The sequence below is a fragment of the Clavibacter sp. VKM Ac-2872 genome, from assembly GCF_015351105.1.
GTDB lineage: Bacteria > Actinomycetota > Actinomycetes > Actinomycetales > Microbacteriaceae > Clavibacter.
Genome location: NZ_JADKRR010000004.1, coordinates 143755 through 161013, shown reverse-complemented (window position 1 = coordinate 161013; position 17259 = coordinate 143755). Strand labels below are relative to the sequence as shown.

Here is a 17259-nt window from a genome sequence, read left to right as displayed (position 1 = left end):
CGCCTCCGGCGTCGAGCGTCAGCCCCAGTGGGGCGGTCGGTCGAGCCGGAGGCGGTCGTCGTTGGCGTCGGAGGCGGCGGGTGCATCGCCCCAGCCCTGCGGCGCGTCCTCGGCCGCGGGCACCGCGGGGGCGCGCGCGGCGGCCTGCGGCGTGGGGTCGGATCCGGGCACCGGCGACGTCCACGCGCGCCGCGACCGGCGGGCCGGGCGACGCTCCCCCGCGGCGTCGGCCGCCCGGTCGGCGTCCGACGCGTCGCGCTCCGGCATCAGTCCGCCCGGTGCGCGCCGGCCTGGACCTGCACGGGAGCGGTCACCGGATGCGCGTCCGAGATCGCGCCGAGGGCGGTGGCGATGCGGCGGGCGACGGCGTCCGGATCCGCGAACAGCTCGAAGGAGTGCACGCGGAGGTAGTGCCAGCCGAGGCGCTTGAGCATCTCGGGCCGGAGGCGCAGCGACTCGCGGAGGCTCGTCTGGTTGACGACGGGATCCGTCTCGATCGCGATGGCCCTGCCGCCGTAGGAGGCGACGAGCCCGAGCTTGTCGCGGTGGCCGAGGGCGGGCGCGAGGCCGAGGCCCTCGAGGCGGCGGGCGAGGTCGACGAGCATGGCGTCGCCGTCGTCGGGGATCGGGTCCTCGCGGAAGCGCGCCTCCGCCTCGGAGAGGATCTGGGCGAGCGCGACGATGCCGTGCTTCATCCGGTCCTGGTCGATGTCCGAGGGCTGGAAGCAGGAGACGACCACCATCGACCGGCGGGCGCGCGTCATCGCGACGGCGAGCAGGCGCTCCCCGCCGGGCGCCGCGAGGGCACCGAAGTTCGACAGCACGCGGCCGTGCGGGGTGCGGCCGTAGCCGACCGAGAAGATCACGCGGTCGCGGCTCTGCGCGACGCACTGCTCGAGCGTCGCGACCATGAACGGCTCGGCGCGGTCGCCGATGAAGAACTCGGTGACGTCGCTGCGCTTGGCCGCCGCGTGGAGCACGGCCTGCTGCACGCGCACGGCGTGACGGGCGCTCGCGGTGATGACCATGAGGGACTCGCGCGGGCGGTGGCTCGCGTGGTCGAGCACGAGCTCCACCACGCGGATCACCTCGGCGTCGACGCTCTCGACGGCGCCGGTGTCCTCGTCCGGCATGCCGTGGCCGTCGGCGACGAAGTCGAGCGACAGGCTGCCGTGGCCGAGGAACGTGCCCGCCCACGGGAGGGACTGGATCCGGCCGCCGTAGAAGCGGCGGTTGACGAGCTCGGCCAGGTCCTCGCCGCCCGCGCGGTAGCTGCGCGTGAGGGAGAGGGTGGGCAGGAGCTCGCCGAGGCGCGCGAGCGCGGAGTCGGCGTGGCGCTCCTCGAGCGTGGAGTCGTCGTCGGCGAGCTGCGGCGTGGAGCGCTCCGGCTGCGGGACGACCGCGATGGTGAACGGCGACGGCGTCTGCGTGACGGGATCCCCGAACACGACGGTCTGCTTGCCGCGGCGGATGCCGCCGAGGGCCTCCGCGAGCGTCATGGCGCCGGCGTCGACGAGGAACACGGCGTCGAACGGCATCTCGTCGGTGATCGCGGGCACCTCGTAGGGCGACGCGAGCCAGACCGGCGCGATGGTGCGGGAGAGGTGGGGCGCGGAGTGGTGGAGGGCCGCGGCGTCGACGGGGGCGGATCCGCCGAGCAGCTGGCGCAGGTGGTGCGCCTCCTCGGGCCAGTCGACGACGCCGATCTTCCACGTCTCCGCGAGCTGCCAGGCGAGCAGTCCCGCGCTGGCGGTGGCGTGCGCCTCGTCGACCAGACGGAAGTCGGACTCGAGGCGGTCGAGCACGCTCGTGTTCGCGTTGAGGAGCGCCTTGTCGCCCGCGAGCATCTGCTCCAGCACGGACTGCCACCACGCGAGCTCGAGCTCGGCGGCGACGGCCTCCTGGGGCACGTGCCGGTCGGAGAGGTCGCGGAGCAGCGGATCGAGGTCGAGGCGGCGGAGCTCGGCGAGGAGGGAGGTGCGCTCCTGCAGGTTCTGGAGCACCTCGCTGTCCTCGGCGAGCTGGGCGACCTTCTCGCGCAGCTCGTCGATGGGCAGCTGGCCGAGCGGGGTGGGACGCGTGAGCATGCTCAGCGGCTCGTCGAGCACCTTGAGGTCGGCCGCGACCTCCTGGTAGCGCACGTGCACGTCGGAGATGCCGCGCGGGACCTCGGGCGTGGAGCCGACAGCGACGTAGCGCTGCCACAGGATCCGCTGCTTCTGGATGGCCGTGAGGCTCGCGTGCATGTCGGAGATGTGGACGCCCGGGCGCACGTACTCGCGTGCGAGCTTGCGGAGACGACGGCGCGTGATGCTCGTCATCTCGGGGGCGTCGCGGCGGGAACCGGTGGCCGCGATGATCTCGCTGAGCGACCGGTCGAACACGACGGGCTGGAACTTGTCGAGCGTCTCGCGCACGTCGAGGAGGAGGCGCAGGTACACGCCGAGCTCGTCGATGGACCGGTAGGCGCGCATCCGCGTCTGGCCGATGAGCTCGTCCGCGCGCTCGAGGAGCCGCGGCAGGCCGTCGGCGGAGAGCGACTTCGCGAGGTCGTGCGCGTGGGTCGCCGCCGCGCTCGTGGAGAAGGTGGCGCCGTACCAGGGCGAGTCGCCCGGCCCGTAGCGGAACTCGCCGAGGCTCGCGGCCTTGACGAGGGAGGCGGCGGCGCTCGCGCGGTCGTGCGCGATGGCCGTCACGGCGTCCCGGGTGAGGCGCGCGGTCGTGGCCGGCGGATCCGGCAGGAGCGCCAGACGGGACAGCTCGCCGAGCGCGTCGAGCACGGAGACGCCGAGGTCCTTGTCGGGGCGCCCGAGCGCGAAGCGGTAATCCAGCAGCACGTGGCGGAGGCGCACGAGCGCGTCGTCGACCTCGGCGGTCTGCGCGGGGGCGGCCTTCTCGTTGCGGACGATGGACTGGACCACGTCGCGCTTGAGGGACTTCGGCGCGACCGCGAGGCCCGGCAGGCCGACGTCGGCGAGGCGCTGGCCGATGCCCTTGAGCGAGGAGGCGCGAGGGCTCACGACGAGCACGCGCTTGTTCTGCGCGACGAGGCAGCCGATCGAGTTGACGATGGTCTGCGTGCCGCCGGTGCCGGGGAGCGTCGTCACCACGAGCGAGTTGCCCGCGTTGATCTGCGCGATGACGTACTCCTGCTCGGGATCCGCGTCGAGCAGCAGCGTGTCGGTGACGGGCGGGCGCTGGTCCTGCGGGATCGGGTCCACGGGCGCGTAGGCCTCGCCCACGCCCCACTTCGCGGTGGGGTTGCCGGCGATGGCGTCGATGACGAGGTGCTCGAGGTGCTCGGCATCCTCGGCGAGCGCCCGGCCCACCTCCGCGAAGGAGGAGACGACGAGGCGCGGCTGCACGGCGAACGCGGGCAGGTGCGAGGTGAGGCCGCGGAGGCGGTCGATCACGGGCTGCGGCTTGAACGCGCCGTTCTGCACGGCGAGCGCGACGAAGGACTCGGCGTCGAGCGTGATCTGGAACTGCTCCTCGAGCGCCCGGGCCAGCGCCGGGTTGAGGAACGGCTGGCCCTTGAGGCGCACCTCGTAGTCGCTGCCGTGGCGGCGGATCGCGAGCGGGCGCAGGAGCACCGGCGCGCGGAACTGCTCGTCGGCGAAGCGCCACTCGGCGAGGCCGATGGCCAGGTGGATCGACTCGATGCCCCGGGCCGAGACCAGCTCGATGCCCTTCTGGGTGATGCGGTTCGCGGCCTTGCGGGCGCTGCGGAGCGCGAGGTCGTCGCGGATCAGAGAGGACAGCAGCGTCGTCTTGCCCGTGATGAACTGCGCCAGGCCGCCCGGGTGCGTGGTGCTCAGCTCGATGCGGGAGCCGGGCGCGTCCACGAAGTGCAGGAGAGGGGAGGTGCCGCCGATGTCGGCGAGCTGCTCGCGCCACTCGCGCCAGCGGGGCTCGGCCACGTTGCCGCTCCCGAGCTGCACGTCGCCGACCCGGAGGTCGTGGGGGCTGGTGCTGTTGTGGGAAGCATTCACGTGGGGGTCCTCAAGAGGCTCGGCGGCGAACCCGGAGAGCAGGTCGTCGTCGTCGTCGGATCGTTCATTGGCACGCCACACCCGGCAACAGTACGACGCGGCGGGTGGGGAAACCGGCAGGCGACGCCGTGCGGGGGCGGATCCGCCGGCGGTGTCCCCCGGCGGCCTCCCCCGCCACACGGCGACCCCTCCGCTACCATGGGCCGGTCAGCCTCTGTAGCTCAATGGAAGAGCAGTTCCGTCCTAAGGAAAGGGTTGGGGGTTCGAGTCCCTCCAGGGGCACCCTCCGCTTCGCGCGATCGCCCGTCGCGGACCCCTCGGGCTCGGCCCGACCGCGACGCCGGTCCCGCCGTGGAGAACCCCGGTGGCCGCGCGTCGGCTGACGCTACTTTCAGCGCATGATCAGGTCAGCGGCCCCGTGCACGCCGTGACGAGGCGCCGACCGACCCCGGACACGCTGCGGGCGCGCGGGCGCCGACGCCTCGCTGCCGCCGCGCTGGGCATCGTCATCGCGTTCGCCCTCAGCGCCTGCGGGGCGGTGATCGACACCACGATGACCGTGGACGCCGGCGGATCCGGCTCCCGGCAGATGACCGTCACCCTGAGCCAGCAGGACCTCGCCAAGGTGTCGGGTGGCTCGGCGGCCATCGACGCGTCGGTCCGCCGGCACCTGCCCTCCCGCCTGGCCTACTCGGGCATCACCGGCACGGCCGACGGCGGCGTCACCGCGACCTTCACGCTCGCGTTCTCCTCCCCCGCGGACTACTCGGGCCAGGTCGCCGCGCTCCTCTCCTCGCGCACGGGCTCGTCCGCGCCCCGGTTCACGGTCACCGACTCCGCGCTCGTGCGGGGCATCGACCTCCAGGAGTCGTTCACGAGCAGCGACCTGCTGGGGTGGATGTTCTCCGGCCTGATCGCGGACGGCGTCGTGGACGGCAGCGAGGGCGTCGGTTCGTTGCGCGAGGAGGGCAGCGCAGCCGTCGTGTTCGCGGGAGCGCGGCACACGGACGTCGGGGATCCGCTCTCCTACTCGCACGAGGAGAACCACGGCTTCGACGGCGTCTCGATGGCGACCGACGCATCCGACCCGGGGCGCATCACGCGGACCATCACGTACCGCGCCGAGCCGGGAAGGGACCAGGCCGACCAGGCGCGCCTCGACGCGTTCCTCAAGGGCGCCACTCCGGCGGGAGCCGAGGTCGCCGCACCCGAGCCGGGCACGTGGACGATGACGTTCTCCGGCGACGCGGGCTCCATCCGGTCGGACACGGCGACCGCGCTCGGCGGCGGCGCCACGAGCTTCGCGGTCGACATCTCCCCGCAGGCGGACGACCCGTCGCAGCAGGTCATGCAGCTCACCGACACGGCGTCGTGCGCGGCGGTCTGCGCCCCCGACGCCGTCGGTCGGGGCGGCGTGCAGGATCACTTCACCGCAGGTGCCGGCTACGCCCCGGTGTCGGCGGACGTGGGATCGTCCACCTCGAGCCCTCAGAGCTTCGTGCTCAGCCCGCCCATCTCCTCGCTCGCGTCGCACCTCTCCGTCGGCTCCGGCGGGGACGTGACCGGCACGACCACCATCGTCGTCCCGAGGTCCAGCGCCGACGCCGTCGGGGACGGCTTCCTGCAGCGCTACCGGCCGGATCCGGACGTCGGCACGATCGCCTCCGACGCGGGACCGGACAGCACGACCTACACCGTGACCATCGCGGGTGCGAGCGTCGAGGACTTCGCGGACCGCTACGCGCGATGGGCCCCGGGAGCCTCCGTCGGGATGCGGGTCGTGGACGACGGCCTCCTCGTCCGCCACTCCGAGTACGCGATCGACCCCGGATTCGCGACCCTGGCGTCCGGGCACCGCGTCCTCGACGGCACCGACGTGACGCTGGATCTCCCGCTCGGCTCCTGGGTCGACTCGGCGGACAGCCGCCGAGGCGGGGACGATGCCACGCGGGCGACCGTCGTCCGGACGAGCAGCCTGACGCCGGCGGGCGTCGCCGCCGCAGCGCTCCTCGCCCTCGCGGTCGCCATCGGGCTCGTGCTCCTGATCCGGCGCCGACGGGCGGTGGCGGCGCGCGTCGGCTCGGCACGCGCGCGGCTCGACGCCACCCTGTCCGCGCGCCGCCGCACCCGGCTCGACGAGCGGCTGGCGGGAGATCCGCCCCTCGGCGCCCGCGCGGTGGAGCGTTGCTCGCTGCTCGCGTCGCCGGCCCCGCCTGCGGCATCCGGCGGACGCACGGGTGCGCTCGACGTGGATCCGCCGCCCGATGTGGTCGGCGGGCCACCCCGCCACGGCGCCCTGGCCCTGGCCCCGCCGCCGCCGCGCATCACGGGCACGCGACCGACCCTGCTCGGCGACCGACCCGCGTCAGCCGCGACGTCCACCACCGCACGCACCACCGACCGCACCGACCCCTGGGGAGCCTGACCGCATGTTCGAACCGCAGATGGATGACGACGCCGCGACGAAGCCGATCGTCGAGGACGGCGGCGGAGGTGGCACGGTCCCGGCCGCGCCGACGCACCCCTTCCGCCTCCTCCCCGACGAGACCGTGCTCGGCACGTACCCCGTGGCGCGCCGCACCCGCCCGCTCGGGCGCCTGGTGAGCTACCTCTTCGTCACCGACTCCCGCGTGATCTACTCGGCCGAGGCGAAGACGGTCTCGTCCTCGTCCACCTACTCGCGCGAGTACAAGATCGACAAGGTCGACGGCATCGAGGTGGGCCGCGACACCGGCTACGACGCGCTCGGCGTGGCGGCGCTCGCCGGCACCGCGATCAACCTCCTCGTCAGCCTCATCGCCTGGCTGCTGCTCGTGGGCGCCGACACCTCCAGCCTCGACGGCCTCGCGTGGCTGTTCGGCGTGGGCACCTTCTTCGCCCTCGTCCTCGGGGTGATCGGGTTCTTCGTGCTCCGCAGCAGGGCGGCGGTCATCAGCGTGATCTCCGGCAGCCAGCGGCAGGAGATCACCACCCGGCACGACGTGGCGAAGATCCTCTTCGTGCTCGTCCTCTTCGTCGCGCTCGGGGTCATCGCGGTCCTCGGCGCCGCGCTCTGGGTGCTGGCGCGCGAACTCGGCATCGTCAGCGCGTCGGACGCGGGCCTCTACATCCGCCCCGACGACCTCGACCGCATCTCGTTCGAGGCCGGCGCCCTGATCCTCGACGCCCAGGCACGCGGCAAGCTCGCGGGTACGTGGGGCTGAGCCGCCGCACGATCGCGGATCACGCCGCAGACAGGGAGGCACATGCACGTCGTACAGCTGGGCCAGCTCCGGGACTCCGGACCGACGCCGGACATCACCATCCAGGATCCCCTGACGAACGAGGCCCGGAGCTACACCCTCACCCCGCGGCTGCTCGACCTGATCCGACGCGTCGACCCGGTCGCCGCCGACCAGCCCTTCACGGCGGATGGACGCCGGATCCTCCGCAACATGGCCGGGATCGGCGTCATCGCGCTCGTCCCCGACGACGCTCCGTTCGCACGCTTCGACTTCCTCCCCGTCACCCGGACCGACATCCTCTTCGACGCGGCGCTCGAGGAGGGGTACCGCCTCAGCTCCGAGCCGGGGGGTCCGTTCGAGCTGAGCGAGTACGCCGCGAGGTTCCTGCACGAGGCCGACGGCCGGCGCACCCTCGGCGAGATCATGCAGAGCGTCCGGGACCGCGCGCTCGACGATGACGACGAGCGCCGGGAGATCGAAGAGGACGAGCGTCGCGGCATCCTGTTCGACGATCTGCTCCGGGATGAGGCCTTCCGGTTCGCGAAGGCCTGCGCCGCGAATCCCGCCCTCAGCCTCGAACCGCGCCCCGGCCAACCTGCGAGCGCATCGCTGGCGTAGCCACCCTCGTCCCGACATCACCCCTTCGGAGGAAGACCATGCACGTCGTACCCCTCGGCAACATCAGCGACTACGCCGGCGCACCCACCGTCACCGTCCAGGATCCGTTCACCGCGGAGGCGAGGAGCTACACGCTGAGCCCTCCCCTCTCAGATCTGATCCCGTCGCTCGACGCCCGGGAGACCGACAGGGCGTTCACGGAGGAGGAGTCCCGGCTGCTCGAGGGCATGGCGCGCCTGGGGGTCGTCGCGCTATTCGACGACGACGCTCCGCTCACGGCTCTCCGCTTCATCCCCGTCACCCGCGCCGACGTCAGGTTCGACGCGGCGCTAGACGATGGCTTCCGCTTCGACTCCGACCTCCATCGGCCGTTCGAGCTGAGCGAGTACGGGACGCGGCTGTTGGAGAAGGTCGACGGCCGCACAGACATGGGCGCGATCGCGGAAGCGGTCCGGCGGGAGGCGCTCGCCGACGAAGGCGACCGGGAGGAGATCGAGGAGCACGTCCGCCTCCAGGGGCAGAGCTTCGAGGACTTCCTCATCGTCGAGGCCTATCGCTTCGTGGACGCCCTCCGCGGGAACCCGACGGTCACCTTCGAGCCGGCGCCCGCTCCGTGAATCGCGGACGCACAGGCCGCGTCGCTGCCATCGGCGGTGTCGCGGCGGCGATCGCCCTCAGCTCCCCGGCACCTGCGCAGGACGCTCCCGACCTCGGCAAGGTGATCGATGGGATGGAAGCTGCCGTGACACCCATGGAACGACGCGCGGAGCAGGAAGCACAGAACGACGAGGCCGCGGATGCAGCCCGGGACGATGCTCCCGGGCTCGACCGTGAACTAGTGAGACCCGACGATGTGACGGACCCGGACACGACGACCGTCCACCTCGACCCACCGCCTGCCGAAACGAGCCGGCCTCCGGAGGAGAACCGTGACGGTGAGGGCGTGTCCGAAGACGATGCGCCGACGACCGACGAGCGGTCGGAGCGACCGGGCGGAGCCGATGGAGCTCCAGGGGCCGATGATCTGGCTTCCGAGTCAACCGCGGAATCGTCCGATGCGGACGCGATCGAGGCCATGACCCCTGGTCCGCCGGACCTCGCCGACCCGGAGCCGGAATGGTGAAGGCCGAGCGGAGCGCGTGGGGTGGGCGTCGCGCCGACACACCTCGCGGAGAATGCGAGCGAGAGGAAGCCGATGCACGTCGTGCGACTCGGATACCTCAGTGAGGTGGACGGCGAACCCAACGTCACCGTGCAGGATCCCCGGACGGAGGAGAGGAAGGGGTATCGGCTCGACCCCGCCATGTTCGCGCTGCTGCACGCGCTCGACCCCACAGACACGGTCCACGACTTCACGCCGGAGGAATGGCGGTACCTCCGCGGCTTCGCGCGTCTCGGCATCGTGGCGATCACGAGCGACCAGGACTCCGTCGACGAGCTGACGTTCATCCCGGTCCCCCGCGCCGACATCAGGTTCGTCGGGATGACCGACCGCGGCTATCAGCTGACGTCGACGCTCGGCCGGACATTCGAGTTGAGCGAGCACAGCACCCGTTTCCTCGGTCTGGCCGACAGCAGGCGGAGTCTCGCGGAGATCGTCAGGTCCGTCCAGCAGGAGGCTGTCGCCCGCGCGGAGGAGCAGTCCGACATCGAGCGGATCGAGCGGGAATCGGGCGCGTCCTTCGGCGAGTTCCTCGAAGCCGAGGCGTACCGGTTCATCCGAGCGCTCCGCGGGAACGACGCGGTCTCGTTCGAACCGCACGCGATCCACCTCGCCGTGGACGAGCGGGCCACGAGTCACGCGGAGCCCGGAAGGCTCCCTCCGACAGGCGAGTCCCCCGCGTGATCATGCGGCCCACACGCACAGCGCCCCGAGAGGATGGATGACATGCACGTCGTGCAGCTCGGCCACATCGCCGAATTCGACGGCCTCCACAACATGGCCGTCCAGGATCCCCTGACGCGGAAGTCCGCGAGCTACGACCTGACCCCGGAGGCGCTCGAGCTCCTCCTCTCCCTCGACCCCACCGAGACCGGCCGCGTGTTCACCCCGGAAGAGCATCGCCTCCTCGAGATCTGCACCGCGCTCCGCATGGTCGCGCTCGTCGAGGACGGGGCGGCCCTGTCCGAGCTGTCGTTCATCCCGGCCCCTCGGTACGACGTGGTCCTCGACGCCATCCTCGACGACGGCTACCGCTTCTCGTCGGAGGTGGACGAGCCGTTCGAACTCAGTGAATACGGCGCGCGCCTCATGTCCCGGGTCGATGGCAGGAAGACCCTCGGGGAGATCGCTCTGGCCGTCAAGCAGGAGGCGCTCGCGGACGAGGAGGACAGGGCCGCGATCCGCGTCGGCGAGGTGGAGCTGCAGCAGACGTTCGATGAGTGCATCGAGGACGAGGTCTTCCGCTTCATCGCCGCCCTGCGCGGACGAGAGGCGGTCACGTTCGAGGCGACCGCCGAGGAACCGGCGTGAGCACCGAGATGCCTCTTGCGATCCGCGCTTCCGTGCGACCGGAGTGGTGATGCCCTACTCGGAGGAGGTCGTCAGCGGCACGGCGCTGCGGGACTGCGCGGGGCACCTCGGACCGCGGCCGGCGGAGTTCGGCGTGCACGGCGTCACCGGCACGAGCATCGGGTTCGACGACGCCATGCTCGGCCGGCACGTGCTCTACCTCGGCGGCATAGGGACGGGGAAGACCGTGGGCATCTCCGCGCTCGTCACCTCGGTGCGCGCGAGCATGACCGCCGACGACGTGATGGTCGTCTTCGACACCAAGGGCGACTACCACGAGACGTTCCACCGGCCGGGCGACGCGGTGATCGCCGCGACGCTCGCCGACGAGTTCGCGGGTCAGGTCTCGTGGAACCTGTTCGAGGAGTTCCGCGCGCTGCCGCCGGGCCGCCTGCCCGAGGACGAGATCTTCGAGATGTGCAGCGGCCTGTTCTCGCGTCTCATCGCGGACGCCGGCGACAACGCGTACTTCGCCAACGCCGCGCGGGACGTGTTCACGGCCCTCGTCACGGCGATGTACCGGGAATCCGAGGAGCGCTCGAACCGCGACATCCGCATGATCGTCGGCGGCATGGGCATCGGCGAGATGCACGCGCTGCTCGACCGTCCGGACAACGCCGACCTCCGCGGCGCCCGCCACCACATCGCCAAGGAGGGGTCGAACTCGACCATGGCGACGATGGCGTTCATGCAGCAGGTGATCCAGGAGTCCTTCCGCTCCTCGTTCGGGCGGCCGGGGGACTTCTCCATCCGCGCGTTCCTCCGCGCGAAGGGCGCGCGGGCGCTCTTCCTCGAATACGACATCGCCTCGGGCAGCACGCTCGCCCCGGTGTTCACGACCATGCTCGACGTCGCGATGAAGGAGGCCATGTCGCGCCGCCGCGCCGCCGGACGCGTGTTCTTCGTGCTCGACGAGTTCGCCCTGCTGCCCGAGCTGACGCACCTCTCGGACGGCGTGAACTTCGGCCGCTCGCTGGGGTTGCGGTACATCGTCGGCACGCAGAACGTCAAGCAGGTGCAGGAGATGTACGGGCCCGAGATGGCCGCGTCGGTGCTGTCCGCGTTCGGATCCGTGTTCGCGTTCCGGCTCTACGACGGCGACTCGCGGCGCTTCGTGGGCGACCGATTCGGCGCGAACCGCAAGCTCACGCGGTTCGACGCGTCGGTGCGCGGCACCGGTCTCCGCGAGGAGGTCATCACGGGTGCGGTGGTCGAGGACTGGGACCTCTCGAGCCTCGGCGTCGGGACCTGCGTCGCGGCGCTGCCGGACGGCCCGCCGGTGCGGTTCCGGTTCGCGCCGCCGTCGGTGCCATCGCCAGCCGGGGTGCGCGCCTGAGCTCGCGCGACGCATCGAACCAATCCCACGACAGGAAGAAGAGGACCCATGCACGTCGTCCCACTCGGGTACTTGGGCGAGTTCGAGGGCGAGCCGAACCTCGCGCTGCTGGATCCCCTCACGTCGAAGACCAGGAACCACACGCTCGCGCCGGAGACGGCCCGGCTGCTGCGGTCGATCGACCCGACCCTGGCCGACCAGGATCTCGACGAGCAGGAGCGCCGTCTCCTCGTCGGGTACGCGAAGCTCGGCATCGTCGCCCGCATCGGCGACGACGCACCTCTCTCGGCCCTGGACGTCATACCCGTGCCGCGCGTGGACATCATCCTCGATGAGGTGCTCGACGACGGATACCGCTTCAGCTCGGGATCCGACGAGCCGTTCGAGCTGACCGAGTACGGCGCCCGGTTCCTCACCGAGGCCGACGGTCCACGCACGCTCGGGGAGATCGCCGAGGCGACGCGCGACGATGCCCTCGCGGTCGACGCCGACCGCGCCGCGATCGAGGAGGGCGTTGCGCGCACCGGGCAGTCCTTCGAGCGCTTCCTGATGGACGAGGCCTACCGCCTCATCTCCGCCCTCCGGGGTCGCGTGGCCGTGACATTCGAGGCGACCGAGCGGCCGTGAAAGGGCGCCGGATCCTGGGGGCGTCCTGGTCGGAGGAGTCGCCTTCGTCGGTGCGGCGGGCATCCCCCTCAAGCCACCCTCGTCTCCCCGACGAGATGCGGTGAGGTGAGGCGCAGCCCATCCGTCCCGCCCGGCGCCCGGGACTACGTGCCGACCGGCTCCCCCGCGTGGACCCGGATCGCCTCGCGGATCACGTCCGCGTGCGCGTAGATCTCGTCGAGCGATCCGATCGGGTGGCGCGTCTCGACCTTGTGCGCGTCGAAGAGCCCGAGGTACTTCTGCTTCTTGCCGTTGAAGTGCAGGCGCGCGATGGGCTTGCGGTTGTTGTCGTCGAGGAGGATCGCGAGGTACGACTTCGCGTCGCGGTGCACCACCCGCTGCGGCTTCACCTCGCTGCAGGCGATCGCCTTGACGATCTGGTAGCCCTCGAGCTCCTCGAGCGTCGTCTCGATCTCCGTGTCGCGGTCGAGGTCCGCCTCCACGACCTCCTCGCTGGTGATCGCGTCGGCCGACACCGCGGTCGGCGCCGACGGGAACGCGGGAGCCCCGAGCGCCGTCTTCAGCCGGTCGTTCACCTGCTCGTTCAGGTACTGCTTCGAGGCCTTGCCGACGAGCGTCGTGAACTGGTCACGCACCTTCTCCGTGAACATGCCGTCGTAGACGCGGCGGGTGAGGAGCTTCACCCATTCCGGGGTCGGCTCGCGGAACTCGGCCGCGATCGCGCGCTTCAGCGCCCCGACGTACTTGAGCTCGCCGGCCGCGCTGATGATCGAGTCGAGGTCGAACACATCCTTCGTGAGCTTCGTCAGCTCGGGCAGCAGGGTCTCGTCGATGTCGGCGAGGTCGAGCACGAGGAACGGCTTCTCGTCCATGCGGTTCGGCGCGTCGAGGTCCGTGTAGAAGTGGTAGACCTCGCCGTTCGTGAGCACCGCGATGCGCGCGTTCGTCACGGCGAAGTAGCGGAAGAGCTGCGACGCGTGCTCGATCTTGAGCGGCTCGGTCGACTTCTTGCACTCGATGAGGATCTGCACCTCGCCGTCGCGCATGATCGCGTAGTCGATCTTCTCGCCCTTCTTGAGGCCGAGGTCCGCGGTGAACTCGGGGACCACCTCGAGCGGGTTGAAGACGTCGTATCCGAGGATCGTGGAGATGAACGGCATGATGAACGCGTTCTTCGTCGCCTCCTCCGTCTGGATGGCCTCGCGCTGGTTGCGCACCTTCAGGGCCAGGGCGGCCAGTCGTTCGGCGAATTCCATGGGGACTCCCTCGTCTCGGTGATGCCGACGATACGGATGTCCATGCGCGCACATGGAGATGCGGGTGCCCCCATTTCGGGACGACGTCGACTCGCGCGGGTGACCCCGGGGAAGCGAACGCGGGATGGCCGGCCGACCGCTACAGTCGATGCCCGAGCACCGCCCCGCACCGCGCCAGACGCGCAGTGCACGACCCCGGCTCCGAGCCGCCGCCGTCCTCACGGAGAGAGATCACCATGCATGTCATCCAGCTCGGCCACCTGGGAGTCCTCGACGGGCAGCCGAACCTCGCGCTGCAGGATCCGCTGACGCGACGGACGCGCCACTTCAGCCCCCGACCCGAGGACGCGGAGCTGCTCCGGTCCATCGACCCGACGCGCACGGACCAGGACTTCACGGAGGAGGAGCGCCGCCGCCTCGTCGGATTCGCCCGGCTCGGGATCGTCGCCCTCTACGGCGACGACGCTCCGCTGTCCGCCCTCGACGTGATCCCCGCACCCCGTGTGGACATCGTCCTGGACGCGGTGCTCGACGAGGGGTACCGCTTCACCTCCGCATCCGACGAGCCGTTCGAGCTGACGGAGTACGGCGCTCGCTTCCTCTACAGGGTCGACGGTCGACGGACCCTCGGGGAGATCGCGCTCGCCACGCGTGATGACGCGCTCGCGGACGACGCCGACCGAGCGGCCATCGAGGAGGGCGTGCAGCGACTCGGGATGTCGTTCGAGGAGTTCCTCACCGAGGAGGCCTACCGCTTCGTCTCCTCTCTCCGCGGGCGCGTCGCGCTGACCTTCGAGACGACCGAGGACGAGTGAACGGACGCGCGATCGTCAGCGGCGCGATGGCAGGAGGCGTCGCGGTCATCGGCGCGCTGGGCGTCGCCCCGCAGGTCGGAGGACCCGATCCCCAGACCCTGCTCGACGCCGCGGAAGCCGCCGCGGTCACGCCGAGCGAGAGACGGGATGAGCAGGAGGAGTGGATCACGGCCGCGCGTGACGCCACGGCGGACGACCGACTGACCATCGGACCTCCGTCCCCGCGTCCGCAGGACCTGCCGATCGGGACGACCCCCTCCGCGCGCGTCCTGCCCGCGGCGAGCCCCCGGAGGCGGACACCTCTCCCTCACCGACCGGACCGCGGGCGGGGCCGCTGAGGCCGAGGCCCCCTGCGCCGACCCGACCGCACCGGCTCCGCGGTCGCACCGCGGCCGGCCCGTGGACAGCTCGCCCGCACCAGTCCCGCGCGGATGAGACTGGGGACCGCGCCGTGAGGCGATCCGGGAGGCGCGGCCGACATCACCGTCTCACCGCGCTCGGCATCTCGGTCGGCGTCCACGCCGCCGGATGGTCATCACCGAACACGAGGAGTCGACGCATGCCCGATGCCGGACGCGGATCCGGGACCACGCCGTCCACCGAGACGGGCGCAGCTCCCGGCACGGGCCGGCCCCCACGGCGCGTCCCGCTCTCCGTCCTCGACCTGGTGCCCGTCTCCGCCGGATCGTCGTCCGCCGAGGCGCTCCGCGACAGCGTCGACCTGTCCGTGCGCGCGGAGGCCGCCGGGTACGCGCGGTACTGGCTCGCCGAGCACCACATGAACCCGGGTCTCGCCGGATCCAGCCCGCACGCGATGCTGGCCGCCGTCGCCGCGGCGACCCGCTCCATCCGGGTCGGCTCGGCGGCGACCCTGATCGGGAACCACAGCGCGCTCCAGGTCGCCGAGGCGTTCGGCACCGTCACGGGGCTCTACGGGCCGCGGTTCGACCTCGGGCTCGGGCGCAGCCCGATGCCGCCGAAGCGGCCTGCGGGGGCGGGAGCCGACGCCGCCGCGCCTGCCGACGCCGAGGCCCGCGTCGTCGACGGACTCCTGGTGCCCGCACGCGCCGTGATGTTCAAGGACCGGTCCCGCGCCCAGCTGCAGGCCCGGCTCCTCCGTCGCGGCGACACCGAGGTCGCGCCCTTCGGCGAGACGGTGGACGACCTGCTGGCCTTCCTCGACGGGACGTACGCGGATCCGGACATCGGGCCGATCGCGGCTCCCCCGTCGGACGGGTCGACGGTCGAGGTGTGGATCCACGGATCGTCGGCTGGCGAGAGCGCCCGCGTCGCCGGATCCCGCGGCCTCCCCTTCGGCGCCAACTACCACTCGACGCCGTGGGGCGTCCTCGACGCCGTCGCGGCGTACCGGGAGCACTTCGTCCCGGGCGTGCTCGCGGCCCCGCACGTGATCGTCTCGGCGGACGTGCTCGTGGCCGACACCGACGCGGAGGCCCGGCGCCTCGCCTCGGGCTTCGCGCGCTGGGTGCTCTCCATCCGCTCGGGTCGCGGCGCGATCCCCTACCCCGCCCCCGACGACGAGGCCGCCGCGCCGCTCGACGCCGCGGAGCTGGCCCAGGTGCAGGACCGCCTCGACACGCGGATCGTCGGAGATCCCGCGACGGTCACGCGGAAGCTGGAGACGCTCCGGCGCGTCACGGGTGCCGACGAGCTGCTGATCACGACCACCGCCCACGATCCCGCGGCCCGGGTCCGCTCCTACGAGCTGCTGGCCGAGGCATGGGGGCCGCGCGGCCTCTGAGCGGTTCCGCGCCGGTGCACGGCATCAGCGCCGGCCCCCGTCCCCACCCGCCTCCCGCCGCTTCCGCTCGATCGCGTCGCGGTACTTCTGCATGGACCGTTCCCCGGCCCGACGGCGGATCTCCTCCACGTCAGGCGCGAAGGTCTCGCGGGTCATGTCCTTCAGCTCGGCGTACTTCCCGTCGAACTCGTCCTGCGTCATGCCGGGCTCCCACGGGCGGCCGATGGCGATCCCGACCGCGGATGCCAGCCCCCAGGCAGCTCCCACCGCCGTGCCCATCACGAAAGAGCCGCTCATGAGCCATCCGAGGGCCACCACCCCGACCAGCGCGACGAGCGGGGGCACGAGCGCGAAGTCCCAGCCGCCCGGCGACGAGAGCTTCCGACGCCGGGCGAAGGGATCCTCGACCAGGACCTCGATCAGCGCACCGACGCTGATGGCCACGGCGACGAGCGCCACCAGGTCACCGACTCCCCGCGAGGGGACGGCGGGCAGGAGGGTCGCGAGCCACAAGAGCACGAGCACGACCGGCGCCTTGACCAGCCCGAGGACGAGATGTCCTGACAGGGGTGCCCACAGGCCAGGCGGCTCCCACGAGTCGGGGTTGCGTGGTCGATCACCTGTCATGAGAGCGCCCTCCTTCTAGATCGGTTCATCCGAAGCAGTCTGCGATAACTCCGTCGACTCCAAGCAACGCTTCGATCACCTCAGCAGCGTCATCGCCGACGGCCACTGCGAAGTCGCCTCTGGCGATCGCACGAACGATCCCCGACAGCGAACCGAAGATGGAGCGAGCTTCCTTGATCCAGCCGATGACCCTGCCGACCGGAACGCGTGCTGCACGATCAATCCGACGAAGTCGGTCGCACGAGCGGACCAGCTGACGGCCAGTTGCACTTCCTCAAGAGGTTGTGACCGTGGGGCGGATGACGATGACCTCCGGGACAATGTGGGCTACCACACACTCTTTTCCCACGAGGGTTCTCATGACTCACGCCAATGCCCCGTTCACTCCTGTGGCCGAGCATCGGCTCGCCCGGATGGTTGTCGAAACGGGTAGCGGATGCGGCCTGCTGCGGAGCGGTTCCCGTCCTCGACCAGTACTGCACCGAGATGA

General features: G+C 71.6%; 15 protein-coding genes and 1 tRNA gene. 12 read left to right on the top strand and 4 right to left on the bottom strand.

From position 1 onward, the window contains the following. Positions 1-18: 18 nt before the first annotated feature. Both ITJ40_RS15445 and ITJ40_RS15440 read right to left on the bottom strand, forming a co-directional pair. Positions 19-267: a hypothetical protein gene (locus ITJ40_RS15445; protein ID WP_194667908.1), complete on the bottom strand. Its 249-nt coding sequence runs from the start codon at positions 265-267 to the stop codon at positions 19-21. Next, entirely contained in the window at positions 267-4073 is a 3807-nt protein-coding gene (locus ITJ40_RS15440; protein ID WP_370532071.1) for a DUF4011 domain-containing protein, read from the bottom strand. The genes ITJ40_RS15445 and ITJ40_RS15440 overlap by 1 nt, the downstream gene beginning before the upstream one ends. 129 nt (positions 4074-4202) lie before the next feature. Here ITJ40_RS15440 and ITJ40_RS15435 point away from each other — a divergent pair. The 10 genes from ITJ40_RS15435 to ITJ40_RS15390 all read left to right on the top strand — a co-directional run bounded on the left by ITJ40_RS15435 (position 4203) and on the right by ITJ40_RS15390 (position 12309). Further along, positions 4203-4274, top strand: a tRNA-Arg gene (locus tag ITJ40_RS15435). Positions 4275-4419: 145 nt separating this feature from the next. After that, positions 4420-6417, top strand: a complete 1998-nt coding sequence (locus ITJ40_RS15430; protein ID WP_194667907.1) for a hypothetical protein — start codon at positions 4420-4422, stop codon at positions 6415-6417. Between the two features lie 4 nt (positions 6418-6421). Continuing rightward, entirely contained in the window at positions 6422-7195 is a 774-nt protein-coding gene (locus tag ITJ40_RS15425) for a hypothetical protein (protein WP_194667906.1), read from the top strand. A gap of 42 nt (positions 7196-7237) precedes the next feature. Next, positions 7238-7834: a hypothetical protein gene (locus ITJ40_RS15420; RefSeq protein WP_194667905.1), complete on the top strand. Its 597-nt coding sequence runs from the start codon at positions 7238-7240 to the stop codon at positions 7832-7834. Positions 7835-7872: 38 nt separating this feature from the next. Beyond that, positions 7873-8451 (top strand): PqqD family protein, encoded by a 579-nt coding sequence (locus ITJ40_RS15415; RefSeq protein ID WP_194667904.1) that lies wholly within the window; start codon positions 7873-7875, stop codon positions 8449-8451. Then, positions 8448-8957: a hypothetical protein gene (locus ITJ40_RS15410; RefSeq protein WP_194667903.1), complete on the top strand. Its 510-nt coding sequence runs from the start codon at positions 8448-8450 to the stop codon at positions 8955-8957. Before ITJ40_RS15415 ends, ITJ40_RS15410 begins: the two co-directional genes overlap by 4 nt. 21 nt (positions 8958-8978) lie before the next feature. Further along, a complete protein-coding gene (locus ITJ40_RS15405) occupies positions 8979-9680 on the top strand; it encodes a hypothetical protein (protein WP_194667902.1) in 702 nt (233 codons plus the stop codon). 42 nt (positions 9681-9722) lie between these two features. Continuing rightward, on the top strand, positions 9723-10307 hold the full coding sequence (locus tag ITJ40_RS15400) for a hypothetical protein (RefSeq protein WP_194667901.1): 585 nt from the start codon (positions 9723-9725) through the stop codon (positions 10305-10307). Positions 10308-10356: 49 nt separating this feature from the next. After that, positions 10357-11682, top strand: coding sequence for a type IV secretory system conjugative DNA transfer family protein (locus ITJ40_RS15395; protein WP_194667900.1), 1326 nt, complete (start codon positions 10357-10359; stop codon positions 11680-11682). 48 nt (positions 11683-11730) lie between these two features. Further along, a complete protein-coding gene (locus ITJ40_RS15390; protein ID WP_194667899.1) occupies positions 11731-12309 on the top strand; it encodes a hypothetical protein in 579 nt (192 codons plus the stop codon). A 143-nt stretch (positions 12310-12452) separates the two neighbouring features. Here the strand turns inward: ITJ40_RS15390 and ITJ40_RS15385 are convergent, their stop codons facing one another. Continuing rightward, positions 12453-13565, bottom strand: coding sequence for a type I restriction endonuclease (locus ITJ40_RS15385; RefSeq protein ID WP_194667898.1), 1113 nt, complete (start codon positions 13563-13565; stop codon positions 12453-12455). 236 nt (positions 13566-13801) lie between these two features. Here ITJ40_RS15385 and ITJ40_RS15380 point away from each other — a divergent pair, with 236 nt between their 5' ends. Both ITJ40_RS15380 and ITJ40_RS15375 read left to right on the top strand, forming a co-directional pair. Continuing rightward, positions 13802-14380, top strand: coding sequence for a hypothetical protein (locus tag ITJ40_RS15380; protein ID WP_194667897.1), 579 nt, complete (start codon positions 13802-13804; stop codon positions 14378-14380). A gap of 559 nt (positions 14381-14939) precedes the next feature. Next, positions 14940-16142, top strand: coding sequence for an LLM class flavin-dependent oxidoreductase (locus tag ITJ40_RS15375; protein ID WP_194667896.1), 1203 nt, complete (start codon positions 14940-14942; stop codon positions 16140-16142). 24 nt (positions 16143-16166) lie between these two features. On the opposite strand, the gene ITJ40_RS15370 is transcribed toward ITJ40_RS15375, so the two are convergent. Continuing rightward, a complete protein-coding gene (locus ITJ40_RS15370) occupies positions 16167-16667 on the bottom strand; it encodes a hypothetical protein (protein ID WP_370532070.1) in 501 nt (166 codons plus the stop codon). Positions 16668-17259 lie beyond the last annotated feature (592 nt).

What these genes read in the sequence shown, in the direction of transcription:
- ITJ40_RS15375 (WP_194667896.1), top strand. Translation starts at nt 14,940, where the DNA reads ATGCCCGATGCCGGACGCGGATCCGGGACCACGCCGTCCACCGAGACG.
- ITJ40_RS15395 (WP_194667900.1), top strand. Translation starts at nt 10,357, where the DNA reads ATGCCCTACTCGGAGGAGGTCGTCAGCGGCACGGCGCTGCGGGACTGC.
- ITJ40_RS15385 (WP_194667898.1), bottom strand. Translation starts at nt 13,565, where the DNA reads ATGGAATTCGCCGAACGACTGGCCGCCCTGGCCCTGAAGGTGCGCAAC.
- ITJ40_RS15400 (WP_194667901.1), top strand. Translation starts at nt 9,723, where the DNA reads ATGCACGTCGTGCAGCTCGGCCACATCGCCGAATTCGACGGCCTCCAC.
- ITJ40_RS15380 (WP_194667897.1), top strand. Translation starts at nt 13,802, where the DNA reads ATGCATGTCATCCAGCTCGGCCACCTGGGAGTCCTCGACGGGCAGCCG.
- ITJ40_RS15415 (WP_194667904.1), top strand. Translation starts at nt 7,873, where the DNA reads ATGCACGTCGTACCCCTCGGCAACATCAGCGACTACGCCGGCGCACCC.
- ITJ40_RS15445 (WP_194667908.1), bottom strand. Translation starts at nt 267, where the DNA reads ATGCCGGAGCGCGACGCGTCGGACGCCGACCGGGCGGCCGACGCCGCG.
- ITJ40_RS15420 (WP_194667905.1), top strand. Translation starts at nt 7,238, where the DNA reads ATGCACGTCGTACAGCTGGGCCAGCTCCGGGACTCCGGACCGACGCCG.
- ITJ40_RS15390 (WP_194667899.1), top strand. Translation starts at nt 11,731, where the DNA reads ATGCACGTCGTCCCACTCGGGTACTTGGGCGAGTTCGAGGGCGAGCCG.
- ITJ40_RS15425 (WP_194667906.1), top strand. Translation starts at nt 6,422, where the DNA reads ATGTTCGAACCGCAGATGGATGACGACGCCGCGACGAAGCCGATCGTC.